The 17,494-nt window shown below is 74.8% G+C and carries 16 protein-coding genes; 4 read left to right on the forward strand and 12 right to left on the reverse strand.

The window, feature by feature from the left end; all coding sequences use genetic code 11:
- Window positions 1-92: 92 nt before the first annotated feature.
- A complete protein-coding gene (locus ACFV4G_RS15415) occupies window positions 93-635 on the reverse strand; it encodes a hypothetical protein (RefSeq protein WP_380440376.1) in 543 nt (180 codons plus the stop codon).
- A 310-nt stretch (window positions 636-945) separates the two neighbouring features.
- On the opposite strand from ACFV4G_RS15415, the gene ACFV4G_RS15420 reads away from it, so the two are divergent.
- The gene (locus ACFV4G_RS15420) at window positions 946-1,620 is read left to right on the forward strand and encodes an RNA polymerase sigma factor (protein ID WP_380440378.1); all 675 of its coding nucleotides are present in this window, start codon (window positions 946-948) and stop codon (window positions 1,618-1,620) included.
- On the forward strand, window positions 1,617-2,684 hold the full coding sequence (locus tag ACFV4G_RS15425; RefSeq protein WP_380440380.1) for a CU044_5270 family protein: 1,068 nt from the start codon (window positions 1,617-1,619) through the stop codon (window positions 2,682-2,684). Before ACFV4G_RS15420 ends, ACFV4G_RS15425 begins: the two co-directional genes overlap by 4 nt.
- Window positions 2,685-2,692: 8 nt before the next feature.
- On the opposite strand, the gene ACFV4G_RS15430 is transcribed toward ACFV4G_RS15425, so the two are convergent.
- Window positions 2,693-3,370 carry a CPCC family cysteine-rich protein gene (locus ACFV4G_RS15430; RefSeq protein ID WP_380440382.1) on the reverse strand — a complete coding sequence of 226 codons (678 nt, stop codon included), beginning with the start codon at window positions 3,368-3,370 and terminating at the stop codon, window positions 2,693-2,695.
- Between the two features lie 46 nt (window positions 3,371-3,416).
- On the reverse strand, window positions 3,417-4,286 hold the full coding sequence (locus ACFV4G_RS15435; protein WP_380440384.1) for a DUF1906 domain-containing protein: 870 nt from the start codon (window positions 4,284-4,286) through the stop codon (window positions 3,417-3,419).
- Between the two features lie 137 nt (window positions 4,287-4,423).
- On the opposite strand from ACFV4G_RS15435, the gene ACFV4G_RS15440 reads away from it, so the two are divergent.
- Both ACFV4G_RS15440 and ACFV4G_RS15445 read left to right on the forward strand, forming a co-directional pair.
- Window positions 4,424-5,254 (forward strand): SAM-dependent methyltransferase, encoded by an 831-nt coding sequence (locus tag ACFV4G_RS15440; RefSeq protein WP_380440386.1) that lies wholly within the window; start codon window positions 4,424-4,426, stop codon window positions 5,252-5,254.
- Between the two features lie 220 nt (window positions 5,255-5,474).
- Entirely contained in the window at window positions 5,475-5,966 is a 492-nt protein-coding gene (locus ACFV4G_RS15445) for a hypothetical protein (RefSeq protein ID WP_380440464.1), read from the forward strand.
- 7 nt (window positions 5,967-5,973) lie between these two features.
- On the opposite strand, the gene ACFV4G_RS15450 is transcribed toward ACFV4G_RS15445, so the two are convergent.
- From ACFV4G_RS15450 to ACFV4G_RS15490, 9 genes are all read right to left on the reverse strand, one after another.
- The gene (locus ACFV4G_RS15450) at window positions 5,974-6,624 is read right to left on the reverse strand and encodes a hypothetical protein (RefSeq protein WP_380440388.1); all 651 of its coding nucleotides are present in this window, start codon (window positions 6,622-6,624) and stop codon (window positions 5,974-5,976) included.
- Window positions 6,625-6,765: 141 nt separating this feature from the next.
- On the reverse strand, window positions 6,766-7,449 hold the full coding sequence (locus ACFV4G_RS15455) for a formyltransferase family protein (RefSeq protein ID WP_380440390.1): 684 nt from the start codon (window positions 7,447-7,449) through the stop codon (window positions 6,766-6,768).
- Window positions 7,446-10,571, reverse strand: coding sequence for a non-ribosomal peptide synthetase (locus ACFV4G_RS15460; RefSeq protein ID WP_380440391.1), 3,126 nt, complete (start codon window positions 10,569-10,571; stop codon window positions 7,446-7,448). Before ACFV4G_RS15460 ends, ACFV4G_RS15455 begins: the two co-directional genes overlap by 4 nt.
- Window positions 10,568-11,605 carry an NAD-dependent epimerase/dehydratase family protein gene (locus ACFV4G_RS15465; protein WP_380440393.1) on the reverse strand — a complete coding sequence of 346 codons (1,038 nt, stop codon included), beginning with the start codon at window positions 11,603-11,605 and terminating at the stop codon, window positions 10,568-10,570. Before ACFV4G_RS15465 ends, ACFV4G_RS15460 begins: the two co-directional genes overlap by 4 nt.
- Entirely contained in the window at window positions 11,602-13,572 is a 1,971-nt protein-coding gene (locus ACFV4G_RS15470; RefSeq protein WP_380440395.1) for a fatty acid CoA ligase family protein, read from the reverse strand. Before ACFV4G_RS15470 ends, ACFV4G_RS15465 begins: the two co-directional genes overlap by 4 nt.
- The gene (locus tag ACFV4G_RS15475) at window positions 13,569-14,591 is read right to left on the reverse strand and encodes a hypothetical protein (RefSeq protein WP_380440397.1); all 1,023 of its coding nucleotides are present in this window, start codon (window positions 14,589-14,591) and stop codon (window positions 13,569-13,571) included. The genes ACFV4G_RS15470 and ACFV4G_RS15475 overlap by 4 nt, the downstream gene beginning before the upstream one ends.
- 4 nt (window positions 14,592-14,595) lie before the next feature.
- A complete protein-coding gene (locus ACFV4G_RS15480) occupies window positions 14,596-15,645 on the reverse strand; it encodes a 3-oxoacyl-ACP synthase III family protein (protein ID WP_380440399.1) in 1,050 nt (349 codons plus the stop codon).
- 390 nt (window positions 15,646-16,035) lie between these two features.
- Window positions 16,036-16,386: a hypothetical protein gene (locus ACFV4G_RS15485; RefSeq protein WP_380440401.1), complete on the reverse strand. Its 351-nt coding sequence runs from the start codon at window positions 16,384-16,386 to the stop codon at window positions 16,036-16,038.
- A 13-nt stretch (window positions 16,387-16,399) separates the two neighbouring features.
- Window positions 16,400-17,320, reverse strand: a complete 921-nt coding sequence (locus tag ACFV4G_RS15490; protein ID WP_380440403.1) for a hypothetical protein — start codon at window positions 17,318-17,320, stop codon at window positions 16,400-16,402.
- Window positions 17,321-17,494 lie beyond the last annotated feature (174 nt).

Consider the following 17,494-nt stretch of genomic DNA (forward strand, 5'->3'; position numbering starts at 1 on the left):
GCGGCCCCCCCCCCGCCCCGCCCCCCCCCCCCGCCCCCCCGCCCCCCCCCCCCACCCCCGGGGGGGGCCGCCCCCCCCTGCCCACGGCCGGGTCATCCCCAATAGCCCAGGCTGTCATCGCAGCGGTGGAAGGTGTTCGACGCCCACAGGGGATTGCCGTACGCGTCGTAGATGACGAAGTTGCCGTCGGCCTGGACGATCGCCTGCGTGCCGCGCGTGCTGTGGGTGGGCGGCTTGGTCAGCGACGACCACAGGGCGACGTTGCCCGACGGCCCCTGGTTCGTCCAGATCACCATGCTGCCCCCGCCCGACCCGCCTTCGAAGTTCACCCAGGTCGTGTTGGAGTTGACCGTCCCGGTGGACCAGATCGGTTGGCCGTTGCTGGTGCAGTAGAGGACCAGGTTCCCGTCCCCCTGCATCTTCAGGACGGTGAACGGCCCCCACCACTCGTGGTAGGGAGTGTAGTTGCCGCCGTCCATGTAGATCGTCGTCTGGTGGTTGCAGCCGTCGCCGCCGGTGCACCCGATCGTCGCACTGGCCGGAGTCGCGGAAGCGACCATCGCGACGGAGACCGTGAGGGCGCCGATCAGCGCGAGGCTGCGGCGCCTGGCCGCGCCGGACACCCGTTGGAGCATGGACCGCATGTGAGCCCGCCTTTCACGTCGGATCACGAGCCGGATTGCCATGTCGCCCGCCGGGGCGCAGTCCTGTTCCGCCCCGACGCCCCAAGCCTGCCGGGAGCGGCCCGGTGAGGTCCCGTATCCCGTACAAGTCCGTACACGCCTTCCGCACACCCCCGCGCGACCCCGTCCCGCCCGCACCCGAGGCCCCCGATTTCCGAAATTCCCGCAGCATCACCGGAGAATCGACGCCGAGCCCCCGCCGGCCACACGCGCGTGACGCGGATCACACGGAACCCCGCGCGGCCCGCGGACAGGGAGGGACATGGAACTGTCACAACGAGCGCGCCTGCGCGCCGGCGACCAGGCCGCGCTCGGCGAGGTCTTCGACGCACACGCCCAAGCCGTGTACGGCTACGCGCTGCGCACCCTCGGGGACTGGGCGGCCGCCGAGGACGCGGTGTCGCTGACCTTCCTGGAGGCCTGGCGCCTGCGCGCCAAACTGCACGACGGCGACGACGACCTGCGTCCCTGGATCTTCGGCATCGCCACCAACGTGCTGCGCAACACCGCCCGGGCCGCCCGCCGCCACCGCGCCGCGATGGCCCGCCTCGCCGAACGCGAGGCCGTACCGGACTTCGCCGACGAACTCGTCTCCCGCATCGACGACAGCGCCCAACTCGCCGCCGTACGCCGCGCGTTGCCCGAACTGCGCCGGTCCGAACGCGAAGTGTTCCGCCTCTGCGTGTGGGTCGGGCTCGACTACGCGTCGGCGGCCGAGGCCCTCGGCGTCCCGGTCGGCACCGTCCGCTCGCGCCTGTCCCGGGCACGCACCCGGCTGCGCACCCTCGCCGAGACCAAGCTCAACGAGCCGGCAAACCGCCGGGAACCCGCTCCCGCCACCGGACAGGTACGGGTCGGCGGCTTCGAAGCCGCCCGGTCGCTGCGGGAGTTGCAGGAGTCGCACGAGTCGCAGGAGTTGCAGGAGGAAATCCGATGAACAACTCGCCTAACAACTCGCCGAACAACTCGCCCGAGCTGCTCCCCGCCGACCGCCAACGGTTTCTGAAGGAGCACCTGATGAGTGAGATCGCCGCTGAGACGAAGGCGCCGAAGCCGCGGCGCAGGCTGGTGTGGCTGGTCGCCTCCCCGCTGGCGGTCGGCGCGCTGGCGGCCGTCACCCTGGCCATTCCGGACCGCCACCACGGCGACGCCGCCCCGGCGGCCCCGGCCCCGTCGGCCTCGTCCGCCCCCAGCCCCAGTGCCAGCCCCACCGCCACCCCGCTCCCGGAGCCGACCGACCCTGCGGGCCTGCTCGCCCGCGCCGCGAAGGCCGCCGCGAGCAGCCCCGACCCCGGCGCCAAGGGCGCCCAGTTCGTCTACCGGCGCGAGATCCAGGACGGCGCCCGCGAGACCAAGCACGAGCGCAAGTCGTGGATGTCGGTCGACGGCAGGTCCCAGGGCCTGATCCTGGACCCGACGATGGGCGGCGGACGGACCGACTGGCCCGCCATGCTCTCGACCTCCTCCGGGGCCCCGCGAACGGCGGGCTTCTCCGCCCCGACCTACGAGTTCGTCGCCTCCCTGCCCACCGACCCGCAGCAACTCCTGCAGCAACTGCTCTCCGCCGACCGCTCCAAGATGGTGGCGGGCATGCCGATGACGCCGAAGCTGTACAACCAGTTTGCCTTCGGGGACGTCCAGATGATCTTCCAGAACATCGCGGCACCGCCCGCCGTCGCCGCGGCGCTCATGCAGGCGGCCGCGAAGATCCCGGGCACGGCCGTCGTCGCCGACGAGACGGACGCGGCCGGCCGCCACGGCGTCGCGGTGGTCGGCACCAACGGCACCATGCGCGTGGCCCTGGTCTTCGACAAGACCACCGGCGCCTTCCTCGGCGTGCACGAGGTCCTCCTCGCCGACCTCCCGCCCGCCGGCCCCGACGGCCTCCCGCCCGCCGGCACCCCGTCCCCGGGCGCCGGCAACGGCAAGGGCTACGAGTACGCCTCGGCCGTCCTCACCTCGGCCATCGTCGACAAGCCGGAGGCCGAACCGGCCAACTGACCCGGAACCTACGGGCGGTACGAGACGCTGAAGCCCGGCGACGTCGTCCCGAACCGCCTGAGCAGCCGGCGCAGCTCGGAGGCAGCCACGGGGGTGCTGCCTTCGAGCTCCGCCCACCCCGTGAAGACCAGCTCACGCGGCATCACGACGAGCCCGGTGACCGCGTCCCAGAACGCGTCCCAGTTCATACCGTAGAACGGCGGGAACCCGAGCTCCCGCTTCAGGACGGCGTGCAGGCCCCGCACGTCGCGCACCGGACCCACGTCGATGACCACCCGCTCGGCCACCGGCTCATCGGGCTCCTCCGGACAGCCCCAGAACGACGGGAGCCACCAGCACAGCACCGACCTGTCCTCCGGCCAGGGCCGCCCGCGCCCGCTGCCCCACACCTCGAACCGGTCCGTCAGCGGGTCGATAGGCCGCCAGGCGGCGTCGAGCGGCTCGTCCTCGGCCGCCGGGCGCACGAAGGGCCGCCTACGCTCCTCACTGGCCCCGTAGGCGTGGAAGTTCCGCTGCGCCTCGACGAGCGAGACCTGGTTCGCGCCGCCCGGGGTGAACGGCCACCGGAACTGCACCCCGTCGTCCTCCCAGAAGCAGACCGGGCAGATCTCATGGGAGCCGGGCCAGCCGTCCTCGACGTTGAGGACGAGGTGGCCGCAGCAGGGGCAGGGACGACGGGTATCCATCCGGCCAGTGTCGTCGGTTCCCCAGCGCGGTAGCGACCGGGTTTTCTCAGCCGTCCTCGCCCCGGAAGCCGCCCGCCACCGGGCCGTCGAGCTGGTCGGGGTCGATGCTGAGGGTCACGCCGCCGTAGGTCTCGTCGGCGCTGCCGCGGTACTGGTGGATGCGGTGGTGGCCGGTCCACAGGTCGTCGGGCAGGCCGGGCTGGCCGGTGGTGGTGGGGTTGTGGTCCCAGCGGGCGTACCAGAGGGCGTCGGGCAGGGAGGTACGGCCGCTGCGGGCGGCGTCGACGATGTCGGCGATGCCGGAGTTCAGGCTGGAGTAGAAGCCGGACCGGTAGCCGGCGGCGTGCAAGGCCTCGGTCCAGCCGACGGTGAAGTCGACGACCGCGCGGCTGCACTCGGCGTCGTCGGCGGGGTAGGCCTCCATGTCCAGGTAGACGGGGCTGCCCGCGCCCAGGCCCAGCGCCCGCAGGGCCGCCGCGGCCTCGTCGGCTTCCTGCCCGCCCTGTTCCTCGGCCCGGGCCGGATCGATGCGCAGCGGCTTGTCCTCGCGTTCGGCGCACGGCGCCTGGAGCCCGACGTGCGTGGGCACCAGCTTCCAGCCCATCGCGCGGGCCTCGGTGACCCACTGCGGCGTCAGCCGCGGCTGCGCGCAGCCGCGCTGGCGACCGCTGCTGTAGATGTTCACCGCGCCGTACGGCGAGGCGGTGCGCCACACGGACAGGGCCTCCAGCGGCGGGGCCGTGCAGGCGTCGAACCCGGCGCCGGTGAACCGGTACTCCGGCAGCGGCGCGGCGAGAGGAGACGGGCGGGAGACCGACGGTACCGCGGCTGCCACGGGGGCGAGCCCGTGGGCGGTGCCGGGGAGCATGAGGAGCACGGCCGCCGCGGGGAGCGCGGCCAGGGACGGAAGGCGCATCCACCTGTCCTAGCGGCCCGCCGGGCATCCGCTGCGTCACCGGGCCGACGCGCCGCGCCCGTTCACCCGCAATCGGGACACCGCCGGGGCCGAAAAGGCCCCGGAGCGGCTCCGGGCGGGCGGCTAGATTGCACGGTATGACCTCCGACACCCCCCAAGCCCTGAGCCCGGTGTCCCGCACCGCGCTGTCCGTCGCCAGGGTGCGCGCCTACGAGAGCGCCCGGCCCGACGCGCTGTTCGTCGACCCGTACGCCACCGCGTTCATCACCGCCGCCGGAGTGGAGCCGGCCGCCTCCCGCCCCGGGCTCAGCGGGCTGGCCAAGGGCCTGGTCGCGCACGGCATCCTGCGCACCCGCTTCTACGACGACCGTCTCCTCGCGGCCGCCGCGGACGGGGCGGAGCAGGTCGTGCTGCTCGCGGCGGGCCTCGACACGCGCGCCTACCGGCTCGACTGGCCGGCCGGCACCCGGGTGTTCGAGCTCGACCTGGACCCGGTGCTGGACTTCAAGCAGAAGGTCCTGGACGACGCGGGCGCCGTACCCGTCGGCCACCGCACCGCCCTGCCGGCCGACCTGCTGGACCCGCGCTGGCCCGAGCGCCTGGTCGCGGCGGGCTTCGACCCGGCGCGGCGCTCGGCGTGGCTCGCGGAGGGACTGCTGGTCTACTTCACGGCCGAGGAGGCGGCCGGCCTGTTCACGGCCGTCGCCGCCCTGGCGGCCCCGGGCAGCCGGCTGCTGCTGGAGCGGGGCCGGGACGTGAGCCGCACCCCGCACGACCCGGCGCTCGCCCACGTCACCAGCCTGTGGCGCGGCGGCCTGGGCCCCGACACCCACCACTGGCTCGACCGGCACGGCTGGACGGCCGGACTCACCGCCCTGGACCGGATCGCGGACGCCTACGGCCGCCCCCTGTCCGGGCCGTCCACCGGGGGCTTCATCGAGGCGGTGCGGCAGCACACGGCCGACTGACCCGACTGACCCGGCTCCCTGGCCCGCACGCCCGGCGCGCGCCATCCGCTCCGCGCCGGGGGAGCGGTGGTTCGCCGGACCGAGCCCGGGCGGTGCGCCTACCCTACGAACTGTCCTGCCGCGCACCGGTCCTGGCCCTTGCACAAGGAGTCCCGTGTCATCGTCGCCCTCGCCCTGTGACCCCCAGTTCGCGCCCGTCGGCGACGTGAGCACGGCACTCATGGTGATCGACTCCCGGCTCAAGGCGATCTACGACGGCCGGACCGGGGCGGACCCCGAACGCCAGCGCATGCTCGACGAGTTCGCCGCGTCGCTGGGCCCCGCGGAGTTCGCCGAGCTGCTGGACGGCGCGTGCACGCTCGTGTACATGTACATGAGCTGGATGCGGACGGTCTGCGAGGAGCACGACAAGGACGTCGTCGAACACATCGTGCCGACCCTCGTGTCGACGATGCGGATGATGCCGAGGACGTTCAGTCCCGAGGTCATCCCCACCATGGCGGGCCTGCTGATCGCCGCGGGCAGCGGCCTGAGCCCCAACCTCTGGCGTGCGCAGTACGGGCCCTGGACGGACGCCGAGATGAACCCGCTGGAGGCGATGGTCGCCCTGCTCGCCGAGCACGTCAACCGGATGTCCGGCGGTGACCACGACTTCGCCACCCGCCTGATCGCCGACGCCCTGTCCAGGGCCGAGGAGGAGGAAGAGGAGTGAGGGCCGGTCAGCCCGCCAGCGCCTTGGCCGCGGTGGCGGCCAGCTGCTGTTCGACGGCGGCCTCCTGGGCGGCGTTGGCGACGCCGAGCTCGCGGCGGTCGGCCACGGCATCGATGCTGTAGTGGTGGCCGGCGAGGGTGAAGACGACCTTCGGCATCCCGCCGTCCTCCTTGTTCTTGAGCAGGACGGCGTCGTCCCCGACCCCGGGCACCGGGGACGAGACGGACCGGTCGTTGGTGGTCACGGCCGTGAACCGGGTCGCGTCCAGCTCCTTGATGCTCACGAAGGACTGACGGGAGCCCCAGGTGCAGCCCCACGCCACCTCGGTCGACGCGCCTTCCGCGCGGAGCGGGACCGAGGCGGCCAGGGCCCGGGTGACCTGGTCGTTCGTCAGGACGGAGCACGGGTCGGCGGGACGGCTGCCGACGGGCTTCGCGCCGGTGGCGACCGTGGCCGCCGGAGCGCTGGGAGCGCTGGGAGCGCCAGTGACGGGGGCCGGTGCGGCCTGAGCCGGGACACTTGCCGAAGGAGCCACCGGACCGGACGCCGAACCGCCGCCGCCCGAGGAACACCCCGCGAGCACGCCCGCCACCCCCAGGGCGAGCACCGCAGCCGCAGCCGCCCGGCGACCCTTCGCCGTACAAGTGTCCATCGTCATCAGCACGTTCCTCCCCTGACCCCCACCGGCCCCGGCAGCCTACTCACCCGCCCGCCGCCGCGCCGCCGAATCCGCCCGCACCCGCCAGTGGGGCACACTGACGTCCCGTCCAGGCCGCCCGCCGGATGCACGGCCCGGCCGTCAGCCCAGGGCTTCCGCGAGTTCGGGGAGGTAGCCGGCGAGGAAGCCCAGGTCGGTGGCGCGGGCGTACTCAGGATGCTCGCGCCAAAGGGGGAGGCGGGCCAGCGCCGTGCGGCCGTAGTAGCCGCCGTCCCCCGCCCCCACGGAGGCACCCGGGTCGCCGGGCCAGTCGGGGTCGGCCGCGGCGAGCGGCAGGCACCGTTCGAAGAGCCGGTGGCAGACCTGCAGGCCCCGGCGCATCACCACGTGGTACGGCTCCTCGGCGCCGATCGGGTAGGGCTCGCGGGCCAGGACGGGGCCGGTGTCGATGCCCTCGTCGACGCGGTGGAGCGTGGCGGCGAACTCCGCCTCACCGCCCAGCATCGCGTACACCAGGGCGACTTCGGGCATCCCGCGGTAGGCCGGGAGGGGGCCGTGGTGGACGTTGAGGACGCGCAGGCCGGCGGACAGCACCGGGGCGCGGAAGATCATCCGGTTGTTGACCGACCAGACCAGCCCGTCCGTGCAGGCCGCCGCCAGCTCGTCCGCGACCGTGTTGACGTCCGCGGCGGCGAGGTGGCGGACGCCGGGCGGTGCCGCGCCGCCGTCCGCAGCCGGGCCGCAGACCAGGTCCACCGCCAGCCCGCTGTCCAGGGTGTGCCGTACGGCGCGCCACAGCAGCGCGCCCTCGCCGACGAAGATCATGCCTCGCTCCGTACGGTGTCGACGGCGGTGACGACGCGGCCCAGGGTGAGCCCGTCGCCGAGCGGCCCGAGCCGGTCCAGCAGCCGCCGTTCGGCCGAGCCGCCGGGCAGCTGCCCGCCGAGCAGTTCCTCGCCGAGGGCCGACAGCATCTCCAGCACGGCGAGCGAATCGCCGCCCAGCGCGTGGAAGTCGGACGAGTCGTCGAGGGACGCGGCCTCGCAGCGCAGGACGCGCGACCAGATCCGGGCGGTCACGGCCGCCACGCCCCGGTCGTCGCCCGGCCCTGCCGGTGCGGTGGCGTCGCCGAAGGGGTCCGGCAGCGCCTTGCGGTCGGTCTTGCCGCTGGCGGTCTCCGGCAGCGCGGGCAGGACGCGCACCACCGTGGGCACCAGGTGCGGGGGCAGCGTCCGGGCGAGCTCGGCCCGGACGGCGCCCTCGTCGAAGGCGGCGGCGCGGGCGCCCCGGGCGAGGACGACGAACGCGCACAGGGCCCGCACGTCCCCGGTCCGGCCGCGGGCGACCACGGCGGCCTGGGCGATGTCCGCCAGTGCGGTCAGCGCCGTCTCGACCTCGGCCGGCTCCACCCGGTGGCCGCGGATCTTCACCTGGTCGTCGACCCGGCCCGCGTACTCCAGCTGCCCGTCGGGCAGGCGCAGCACGAGGTCGCCGGTCCGGTAGGCGCGGCGGCCGTCGGGCAGGAGGACGAACCGTTCGGCGGTGAGGTCGGGGCGGCCGAGGTAGCCGCGGGCGAGCTGTGCGCCGGTGACGTACAGCTCGCCGGGCCGGCCGTCGGGGACTTCGCGCCGCTGGTCGTCCAGTACGCTCACGCCGGTGCGGTGCACGGGGACGCCGATCGGCGCCGAGCCGCGGGTGATGCCGTCCTCGACGACGGCGACGGTGCAGGCGAGCGTGGCCTCGGTGGGGCCGTAGGCGTTGACGATGAGGCAGTGCGGGCCGAAGTCCTCGCGCGCCCGGCGGGCGGTGGCCGCGGTGAGGTTCTCCCCGCCGAGCTGCAGGGCGCGGATGCCGGCCGGGCGGATGCCGAGGCGGGCGGCGAGGCCGAGGTGGGTGGGGGTGAGCGACAGGGTGTTGGCGAGCCGGCCCTCGTACATGTCGCGGAGCTTGAGGTGGTCGAGCTCGCCGGGCACCGGCACGACCGCGCCGCCGTGCAGCAGCGGCGGGAAGATCTGCATCAGGGACAGGTCGAAGCCGGGGGAGAAGGAGTAGGCGGCGCGGGTGCGTTCGTCGCAGCGCATGAGCGGGGCCAGCCAGCCGACGGCGTTGACCAGGCTCCGGTGCTCGACCTGCACGCCCTTGGGGCGGCCGGTGGAGCCGGAGGTGTAGATGACGTAGGCGAGGTCGTCCGGGCCCGGCGCGGCGGCGGCGACCGTCTCGCGCGCCTGGTCGTCGATCGGGCTGTCTGCCGTGCTCTCCAAGGGAATCGACGTTCCGTCGAAGTCCTCGGCGAGGCCCGCCCAGGCGGCTTCCGCGAGGCAGTACCGGGCCCGCGCGTCGCCGAGCAGCTCCGCGACGCGGCGCGCCGGGTTGCGGACGTCGACGGGCAGGAACGCCGCGCCCGCCTTGAGGACGCCCCACACGCCCGCGAGCCCGTACGCCGTGCGGTCGGCGAGGACCCCGACGACCTCGCCGCGTCGCACGCCTCGCGCGAGCAGTGCGGCGCAGACGGCGTCCGAGCGCCGGTCGAGTTCGTCGTACGACCAGTGCGCGCAGTCGCCGGTCACGGCGGTGGCCTGTGGGGAGCGGGCGGCCTGTGCGCGGAACAGTTGGACGACGGTGGTGTCCAGCGGTGGCAGGCCCTCGGGGCCCGGGGTGAGGAGCCGTTCGGCGGCGCCGGGCTGCAATTGCCGTGGAGCAGTGGCCGGTTCGCCGGTCGTGAGCGCCTCGGCGATGCGGTCGATCAGCGCGTCGCAGCGCTCGCCCACGTCCGCGGTGCCCCGGGCGGAGACCACCAGCTCGGTGTGGCCGGGCAGTTCGAGCAGCACGACGCTGAACGGCACGAGGGGCGCGTGGACGGGCAGCGCGTAGGCGGTCGTCGCGGTGAAGGCGTCGGTGCCGAACTCCGCGGGGTCCAGCCGGCCGGCGTGCGAGACGATCGCCGAGGCGAGGTGGCGGTGCCGGGCCAGTTCCGCGGCCCTGGAGGCGCGGACGAGGGCGGCGGCCGCCGGCAGCGGGAGCCGGGCGAGCGCCGCCTCGGTGCCGGTGGCCAGTTCCCGCCGCTCGGCGAGGGCGTCCAGCAGCCGGCGGTGGACGGTGTCCGGGTCCTGGCCGGGCGGCACGTCGAGGAACACGGGCAGGGTGAGGTTGGCCGTGGCGGAGGCGGCCCGCACGTGCCGGCGCAGGTCGACCGGCACCATGATCCGGGCCGGGGCGCCGACGGCCCCGGCGAGCGCCGCCGAGACCCGTGCGGCCGCCGCCGGGGCCCGGCCCGGCACGGTCCGCCGGCGCCACACGGCGACCGGGCCCGCCGGGCCGCCCAGCGGCGAGCGCTGGTCGAGCCCGAGGCGGGGGCGCTGCCCGCTGCGGCCGAGCGCGGCCAGCAGCCGGTGGTCGGTCAGCGGGTCCGCGGCGTCCTGCGCGGGCTCGCCCCGCAGGGCGCGGAAGACCTCGGCGGCCCAGGTCTGCAGGCCCTTGAGGTCCATCACCGCGTGCGCGGCGCGGAAGACCACGGTGGTCGGCTCCCCGGCGGGTTCGCCGGTGGCTTCCCCGGTGGGTTCCCCGGCGGGTTCTCCGGCGGCTTTCCCGGTGAGGAGTAGTACCTCGCAGGCCGGGGAGTCCCCGGCCTGCGCCAGGTGGCCGGTCAGCTCGGGCAGTCCGGTGAGCGCGGCGCGGTCGAAGGCGGGCGCGTCGACGGCCACGACCCTGGCCGGCACCCCGCTGTCGTGCCACGTCCGCCCGCGCCGCACGACCCGGGAGCCGGGACAGGCCCGCGAGGCCCGTGCCACGGCCCCGGCCAGCGCGCGGGCGTCGATCCGCCCGGCGCCCTCGACCACGAGCTGGATCACCATCAGCTCGCCGAGGCGCGCTGCGGCGAGGTAGGACCACTCGGTGGGTGAGACGGGCCGCCGGAAGGCGGAGGCGGCGGCCGTGTTGTGCGCGATCAAGGCTGGACCTTCCTGGTGAACTCGTCGACGCCGCCGATCTCCTCGATCCAGGCGGCCAGCCGGGCCATCCCGGTCGCGTGGTCCACCACCGGCGCGCCCAGGTCGCGGCGCGCCGCCGAGGTGTCGTACGTGGCGGACCGGGTCAGCAGGGCCAGCGAGTAGCGGGACAGGGGCGGGGAGGTGCGTTCGGCGAGCGGGGGCAGCTTCCAGAGCAGGTCCGCCGCGAACGCGGCGGCCTTCAGCGCCGGGAGGGGGACCCGCCGGGTCGGGGGCGTGCCGCCGAAGCGTTCGGCGAGGGCGGCCAGGGTGCTCCACACCTCCACCGGCTCCGGGTCCGCGACGAAGTAGGCCCGGCCGCCCACCCCGGGGGCCCGGGCGGCGCGCACGCTCGCCGCGGCGGCGTTGTCGCAGTGGCACAGCGAGGCGAGCACGGGCCGGCTGCCGGAGAGGTCGGGCAGGCGCCCGGCCATCATCTTCGCCAGCAGGCGCGGCATGAACCCGGAGTGGTCGCGCGGGCCCCACACGGCGCGCGGGCGCAGCGCGACGGTGGTGAAGTCCGGCCGGTCGGCGGCCAGGACGAGGCGTTCGGCGGCGGCCTTGGTCTCCGAGTACAGGTTGAGGAAGCGCCGCGGGTAGGGCTCGCTCTCGTCGATGCCGAGCCGGTCGCCGTCGCGCACGCCCATCAGCGCGCTGGGGCTGCCGATGAAGACGAACCGCCGGGCCCCGGCGTCGCGGGCGGCGGTCATCAGCCGCCGGGTACCGTCGACGTTCTCGGCGTAGAACCGGGCCCGGGTGCCCCGGTCGGTGACCCGGGCGGCGCTGTGGTGCACCGCGTCGACGCCGTCCGCCGCCGCCCTGAGCGAGGCCTGGTCCCGCAGGTCGCCGAAGGCGAACTCGACGCCCGCCACGGTGCGCAGGTGGCCGAGGTCGCTGCCCTCGCGCACCAGCACGCGGACCTCGTCGCCGGCCCGCAGACAGGCGTCGACGATGTGGCTGCCCAGGAACCCGGACGCGCCCGTCACCAGGACCTTCACGACGCGCCGCCCTTCGCGCCGCCGCGGGCCCGGCGCCACCACGTCGCTCCGAAGAGCATCGTGAGGGCGGCGGTGGCCGACGGCCTGCGGGCGGTGGCGCGTTCCTGCTCGGCCCGCAGCGCGGCCGGTATCTGCGCCGCGTGGACGACGACGCTCAGGAAGGCGTCCACCCACCACAGCGCGGTGAGCACCGGGTGCTCCCAGGGCAGCAGCGGCCACGCGGCCAGGTACGCCCAGCCGGCCAGCGGCACCGCGCGCAGCGCCAGGTCCGCGGCGCTGGGGCGCCGGCCGCCGGTGAGCCGGTCCTCGGCCCAGCCGGCCAGCAGCTCCCGGCGGATCTTGGCGTTGTGGCGCACGTCGACCGGGAACGCCGGGTGCACCAGGAAGTCCGCGACGGGCTTCGTCATCGGGTGGTCCGCCCCGAGGGCGCGCAGCTCCTCCTCGATGCGCGGCCACTGCTCCCGGCCGGTGCCCGGCGCCAGCTCCACGCACAGCACCGGCCGCCGGCGCCCGCGCGGCCCGACGCCGACCAGCGCGGTGCGCCGCACCCGCGGGTGGGCGTTGAAGACGCCCTCGCAGCGCACCGTGTGCAGGTCGCCCTCGGGGGTCCGCACCCGCTGGCTCTTGCGCCCGCAGAACCAGATCCGGCCCTGCTCGTCGATCCATCCGACGTCACCGGTGCGGTGCCAGCGGGTGTCACCGTCCTGGATCTTGTGGTCGGCGTCGGCCCGCTCCGCGCGGAAGTAGCGGGGGCTGACGGCCCGTCCGCTCACCACGATCTCGCCCATCTCGCCGGGCGGCACGGCCAGGCCGGGCGTCCAGCGGGGCAGCGGGTCGTCGCCGATCGCGACGGTGCGCACCGCCATGCCCGGCGCCGGGCGGCCCAGGCAGACGCCCAGTCCGGCGGCCGGCCCGTCCGCGGCGTCGGCGAGGGCCTCGCGGCTCTCCAGCAGCGCCATGGGCAGGGCCTCGGTCGCCCCGTAGGTGCTGAACACGCGTGCCTCGCCGGGCAGGACGGCGCGCAGCCCGGCCAGCAGCGCGGGGCTCACCGGGGCGCCGCCGGAGATGACCAGGCGCAGCGAGGGCACCGGGGCGCCGGTCGCGGCCAGGTGGGCGGCGAGCGGGGCCAGCAGTGCGGGGGAGGCGAACATCGCGTCCACCCCGAAGCGCCGCACGGCGTCGGCCAGCGACGCGGGGTCGGCGGCGCCGACCCGGGCCATGTCCATCCTCGGCACGACCACGGTGCGCCCGGCCACCAGGTCGAACACGCCCATGAGCGGCATGGTGACCAGGGTGGTCCGTTCGGCGTCCGTGAAGTGGGCCTCCTCGCTGCCCCGCGCCATCGCCAGCAGCATGCCGGCGGTGACCTCCACGGGCTTGGCCGGGCCGGTGCTGCCGGTGGTGTAGCCGATGAGCGCGAGGTCGTCCGGGCCGGTGGGCGCGGGGGCCAGCGGGGGCCGGCCGGCGCCGGCGGCGATCAGCCTGCGCAGCGCGGTGCCGTCCGGGCCGCCCACCGTGACGGAGCTGCGCACGCCGGCGAAGGCGCGCGGGCGCAGCCGGCGCAGCACCTGGGCCTTCGGGACGCCGATGAAGGCCTCCACGCGGACGCGCCGCAGGCAGTCGAGCATGCGCTCCAGGCCCATGCCGGGGTCCACGACGACGGGGACGGCGCCCACGTGCAGCATGGCGAGGACGAGCGTCAGCAGGTCGCCGCCGGGCGGCACCAGCAGGGCGGTGCGGGTGCCGCGGCGGATGCCGTGCGCCTCCAGGCCGGCCGCGCAGGCCGCGACGGTGGCGGCGAGTTCGGCGTAGCCGACGGTGGTGTAGGCGGCGCGGCCGTCCGGTTCGGTGCGGTCCGCGTCGGGGTGGACGAGCGCGGCCGTGTCGGGGGTGCGGGCGGCGTGGTCGGCGAACAGCCGTGCGGGGGAGGCGTGTTGCTCGCGGGGGAGGGAGGGGGCGGGCGTCATCGGACGGTCCCCCCGTCGCCGCTGCCGGTACCGCTGCCGTCGCCGCCGTCCGTGCCGGGGGCGGTCAGGCGGTAGAGCGAGGCCGCCGAGGTGAGCCCGGCGCCGACGGCGAGGAAGAGCACCTGGTCGTGTCCGGCGAGCCGGCCGGTGTCCAGGGCCTGGAGGTAGCCGTGGACGAGCGCGGAGGTGTGCGGGTCGCCGTGGACGCCCTCGACGGTGACGGCGGCGTCGGCGGCCAGGCCCAGGCGCTTGGCCAGGCGTGCGGCGAACCCGGGCGAGGGCTGCGAGGTGACGAGCAGGGTGCGGTCGAGGGCGAGGCGGGCCCGGCCGGCGTCGGGGCCGGCGTCCGTGCCGTTCTCGGTGCCGTTCTCGGTGCCGTCCGTGGTGCTCAGGACGGTGCGCACGGAGTCGGCGGCGAGGTCCAACATGCGGTCCAGGGCGTCGTCGTCGCGGTCCACGACGATGCTGGTGCGTCCGTCGGCACCGACGTCGGGCAGCGGCAGGTAGCCGTTGACCCCGTGCCCGCCGGGCAGGGAGCGGTGGTGCACCCGGCCGAAGCCGCGTCCGTCGTCGGTGCGTTCGAGCAGCAGGGCCGCCCCGGTGCTCGCGTACGGGAAGGCGGGCGTGCCGGCGCGGGAGGCGTCCGACGACGGGTGGGTGTCGGCGCAGACCACCATGACCCGGCGGGCGCCGCCGGTGGCGAGCAGGGCGTCGGCCGCCTGGACGGCGTTGAGCACGCCGCAGGCGCCGTTCATCAGGTCGAAGGAGAACGCGGCCCGCCGCTCGGGGGAGCGCAGGTAGTCGAGGTTGATGCCCAGGCGCTTCTGGATGAGCGCGGCGACGGACGGCTCGACGATGTTGGAGTCGCGGTAGACGCCGACGTTGACGAGGACGTCGACGTCGGCGGGGGCGAGCCCCGCCCGCTCCAGGCAGGCGCGGCCGGCCGCGGCCGGGTGGCCGATGGAGCTGCCGGAGCCGTCGGCGGGGGCGCGCGCGGCCGAGGTTATGACGGTGGCCATGGGGTCACACTTCCAGGGAGGAGACGGTCGCGGACAGGAAGCCGGTCACGACACCCGAGGCGGCGGGCACCATCAGCACCTTCGACCCCCCGGGTATGCGGCCCTCGGCGAGCGCCTGGTGCAGCACCAGGTAGTGCGAGGTGGTGGCGGTGTTCGCCAGCCGGTCGACGACCGACAGGGACGGCGGCATGGGCGTGCCGAAGCGGCTCGCGCCGGTGGCGTTCATGAAGTCCACGAACCGGGTGCCGACCTGGTGCTGGATGACGAAGTCGTAGCCCTCGTCGGCGAATTGACGCCCCTGCTCGGCGAGTTTGTCCCCGTGGAAGGCCGGCCACAGCGAGAGCCGGTCCTCGGCGTGCATCTCCTTGTTGTTGGTGTACATGGCCATGCCGCCGGTGCCGTCGCTGGGCATGCCGAGGCACAGGTGCGAGTACTCCGAACACGTCATCAGCTCGATGTCGTGGATCACGTCGCGGTCGTCGGTCGCGCGGTCCATCACCAGCGCGACGGCGGAGTCCCCGACGGACATCGACGCGAACTGGGGGTCCCTGCTGTCCTCCATCTCGCGCGCGGCGGTGAAGGCGATGGGGGTGATCTGCTCCCCGCTCAGGACCAGGCCGTTGCGCACGGTGCCGGCGCGGATCATCCGGTCCAGCAGGAGGACGCCGGTCATCATGCCGGCGCAGGCGTTGGAGACGTCGAAGCGCAGGGCGTCGTGCGCGCCGATCTCCTCGGCGATGCGGTGCGCGAAGGAGGGCTCGAACTGCAGGCGCCCGCCGTCGGCCATGCGGCTGATGGAGCAGGAGATCACGGCGTCGATGCCGTCCGGCGCGTGGCGGGAGCGTTCCAGGCAGTCCCGGGCGGCGGCCACGGCCATCGTCAGGCTGTCCTCGGGGTCGTGCGCGGTGTCGTCCGCCACCCGCCGCTCCGTCGTCCCGGTGATCTTCACGAGGTCGAACTCCGGCGCCTTCTCCAGGCGGCCGAGGAGTTCCCCGGTGCTCATCACCGTCGTGGGGAGGTAGGCCCCGATGGCTTCTAACCGAGTCTTGTTCACGACACCCTTCTTTCTTTCCAGCGCGGGTCCGGCTGATTAAAGGCACGTAAAATCACGCGAGGTGATTCGGCATCACCCCGCGACGACCTTCATGCACGCCTGGACCCGATGTGCCCATGGCTACTTCGCGGACTTCTCCCAGGTCAGGGGAGTGCCGCTACGTGACGCGAGCGCGCCAATCACCGTCGGAGACTATCGCATTACTCAAAGCGACCGGGCCTCATGGGCATGTGACGATCGCCACCCGCTATTTCCGGCCGCGTTCGCGCGAGGGCACAACCATCCTCTCTGTACGGATGGTTGTGGCCGTCCGATGGCCGATCCGAAGGGCGGGGCGGGTGATCCGGAAGGGGCCATGGCCCTCTTTTTCCCGGATATCCCGTCCCGCCGCTATCGCGCGAGGTCCTGACGGACCGTCGCGAGGACCTCGGGGTCCAGGTTCCCCGCGCCCTGGTCGAGCAGCCACCGCTCCAGTTGCCGCCCGGGGTCCCGCAGGCGGCGCGGCGGTCCGTCCGGGTCGTGCAGGGTCACCAGTCCGCCGGACACGACGATCCCGGTGACGTCGTCGTCCGCGCCGGTCCCTACTCGCAGTCCCCGGTAGCCGAGCCCGTCCCGTGGCCGCGCGCCGGCGCCCGCCGGCGCCAGCGCCTCGATCCGGCGCGCCAACTCGCCTGCCGCGGCGGGCTCCAGGGGGAAGCGGGGGTTGGGCCGCCCGCTGTAGAGGTCCACCTCGACGATCACCCGTGACCGCCCGTCAGCGGATCCTCTGCCGCTGGCTGTTGCACCCGTAAAAGTAGCCGCAGAAGATCGTGTAGGGCCCGCGGTCGGCCGTCTCCGGGTCGTAGATCACGTTCCCGCTGTTGTCGTAGTTGCGGGCCGCCGTCCCGCCCGGCTTGTGGCCCCAGAAGCCCTCCTTCTGCTTGCGGTACCAGTGGAAGTCGCCGCCGCCGGGGATGACGACCAGGGCGACGAGGTAGCGCGGCTTCTCGCCGTCGGGGAAGCAGTCGAACCGGTGGTGCATGCCGTCGCACAGCGCCGCGCGGGTCACCTCGGCGCAGTCGATCCGCGTGTACATGCTGCCGCAGCCGCGGCCGGGCTGCGCGAAGGTGTTCGTGCGCCAGTTGCTGGCGTAGTTGTAGCAGTTGTTGCCGGCCTGGACGGTCGGGTCGTTGTTCCAGAACCCGGGGTTGAACGCGCCGAGCTCGATCGTGCAGGTGACCGCGGGGCGCTCCTCGCGCGCGCCGCCGGCCGGCTCGACCCCGTCCTGCGCGGAGATCCCGCTGCTGCCCGACAGCTGCCCGAGCAGGAACTCCCGGAAGGACGCGTCGAGCGGCGGCGTCGCTCCGGCGAACGTGTCGGGGGCCTGGCTCCAGTCCGCGATGGTGATCAGCCGCTCGGCGACCTCCGCGACGCGCCCGGCGGGCGCCTGCGGTCCCACCGGGACGTAGAGGCGCGAGTCCACGTCGAAGTCGCGCGCGAGCCCGTCGTCGAAGGTCTCCAGCCAGAACCCGCGCAGGCCCAGACCGCCCGTCAGCGGTTCGGAGGGCCGGGAGCCGGCGAACAGGCTCCGGTCCCGCGTCAAATCCCGCAGGGCGGCGCGCGCCTGCGCCTCATCGGTGATGTCCGCGACGGGGTCGGGCCGGCCGGAGTAGACGTCGGCGGTGATTCTCAGCATGCGTCCGGGTCTCCTTGGGTGAGGAGTGGCTTGGGGCTTCGGGGGGGGGGGGCCGCGCGCGCGCGGGGGGCGGGGGGGCCCGGCGGGGGCCGCGGGTCGGGGGGGCCCGCGGGCGGGGGCCCGGTGGACGTGGCGGACGGCTCCGAATTCACAGTGGACGACACAGCTCAATTC

This window comes from Kitasatospora sp. NPDC059747, assembly GCF_042732955.1.
Lineage (GTDB): Bacteria > Actinomycetota > Actinomycetes > Streptomycetales > Streptomycetaceae > Kitasatospora.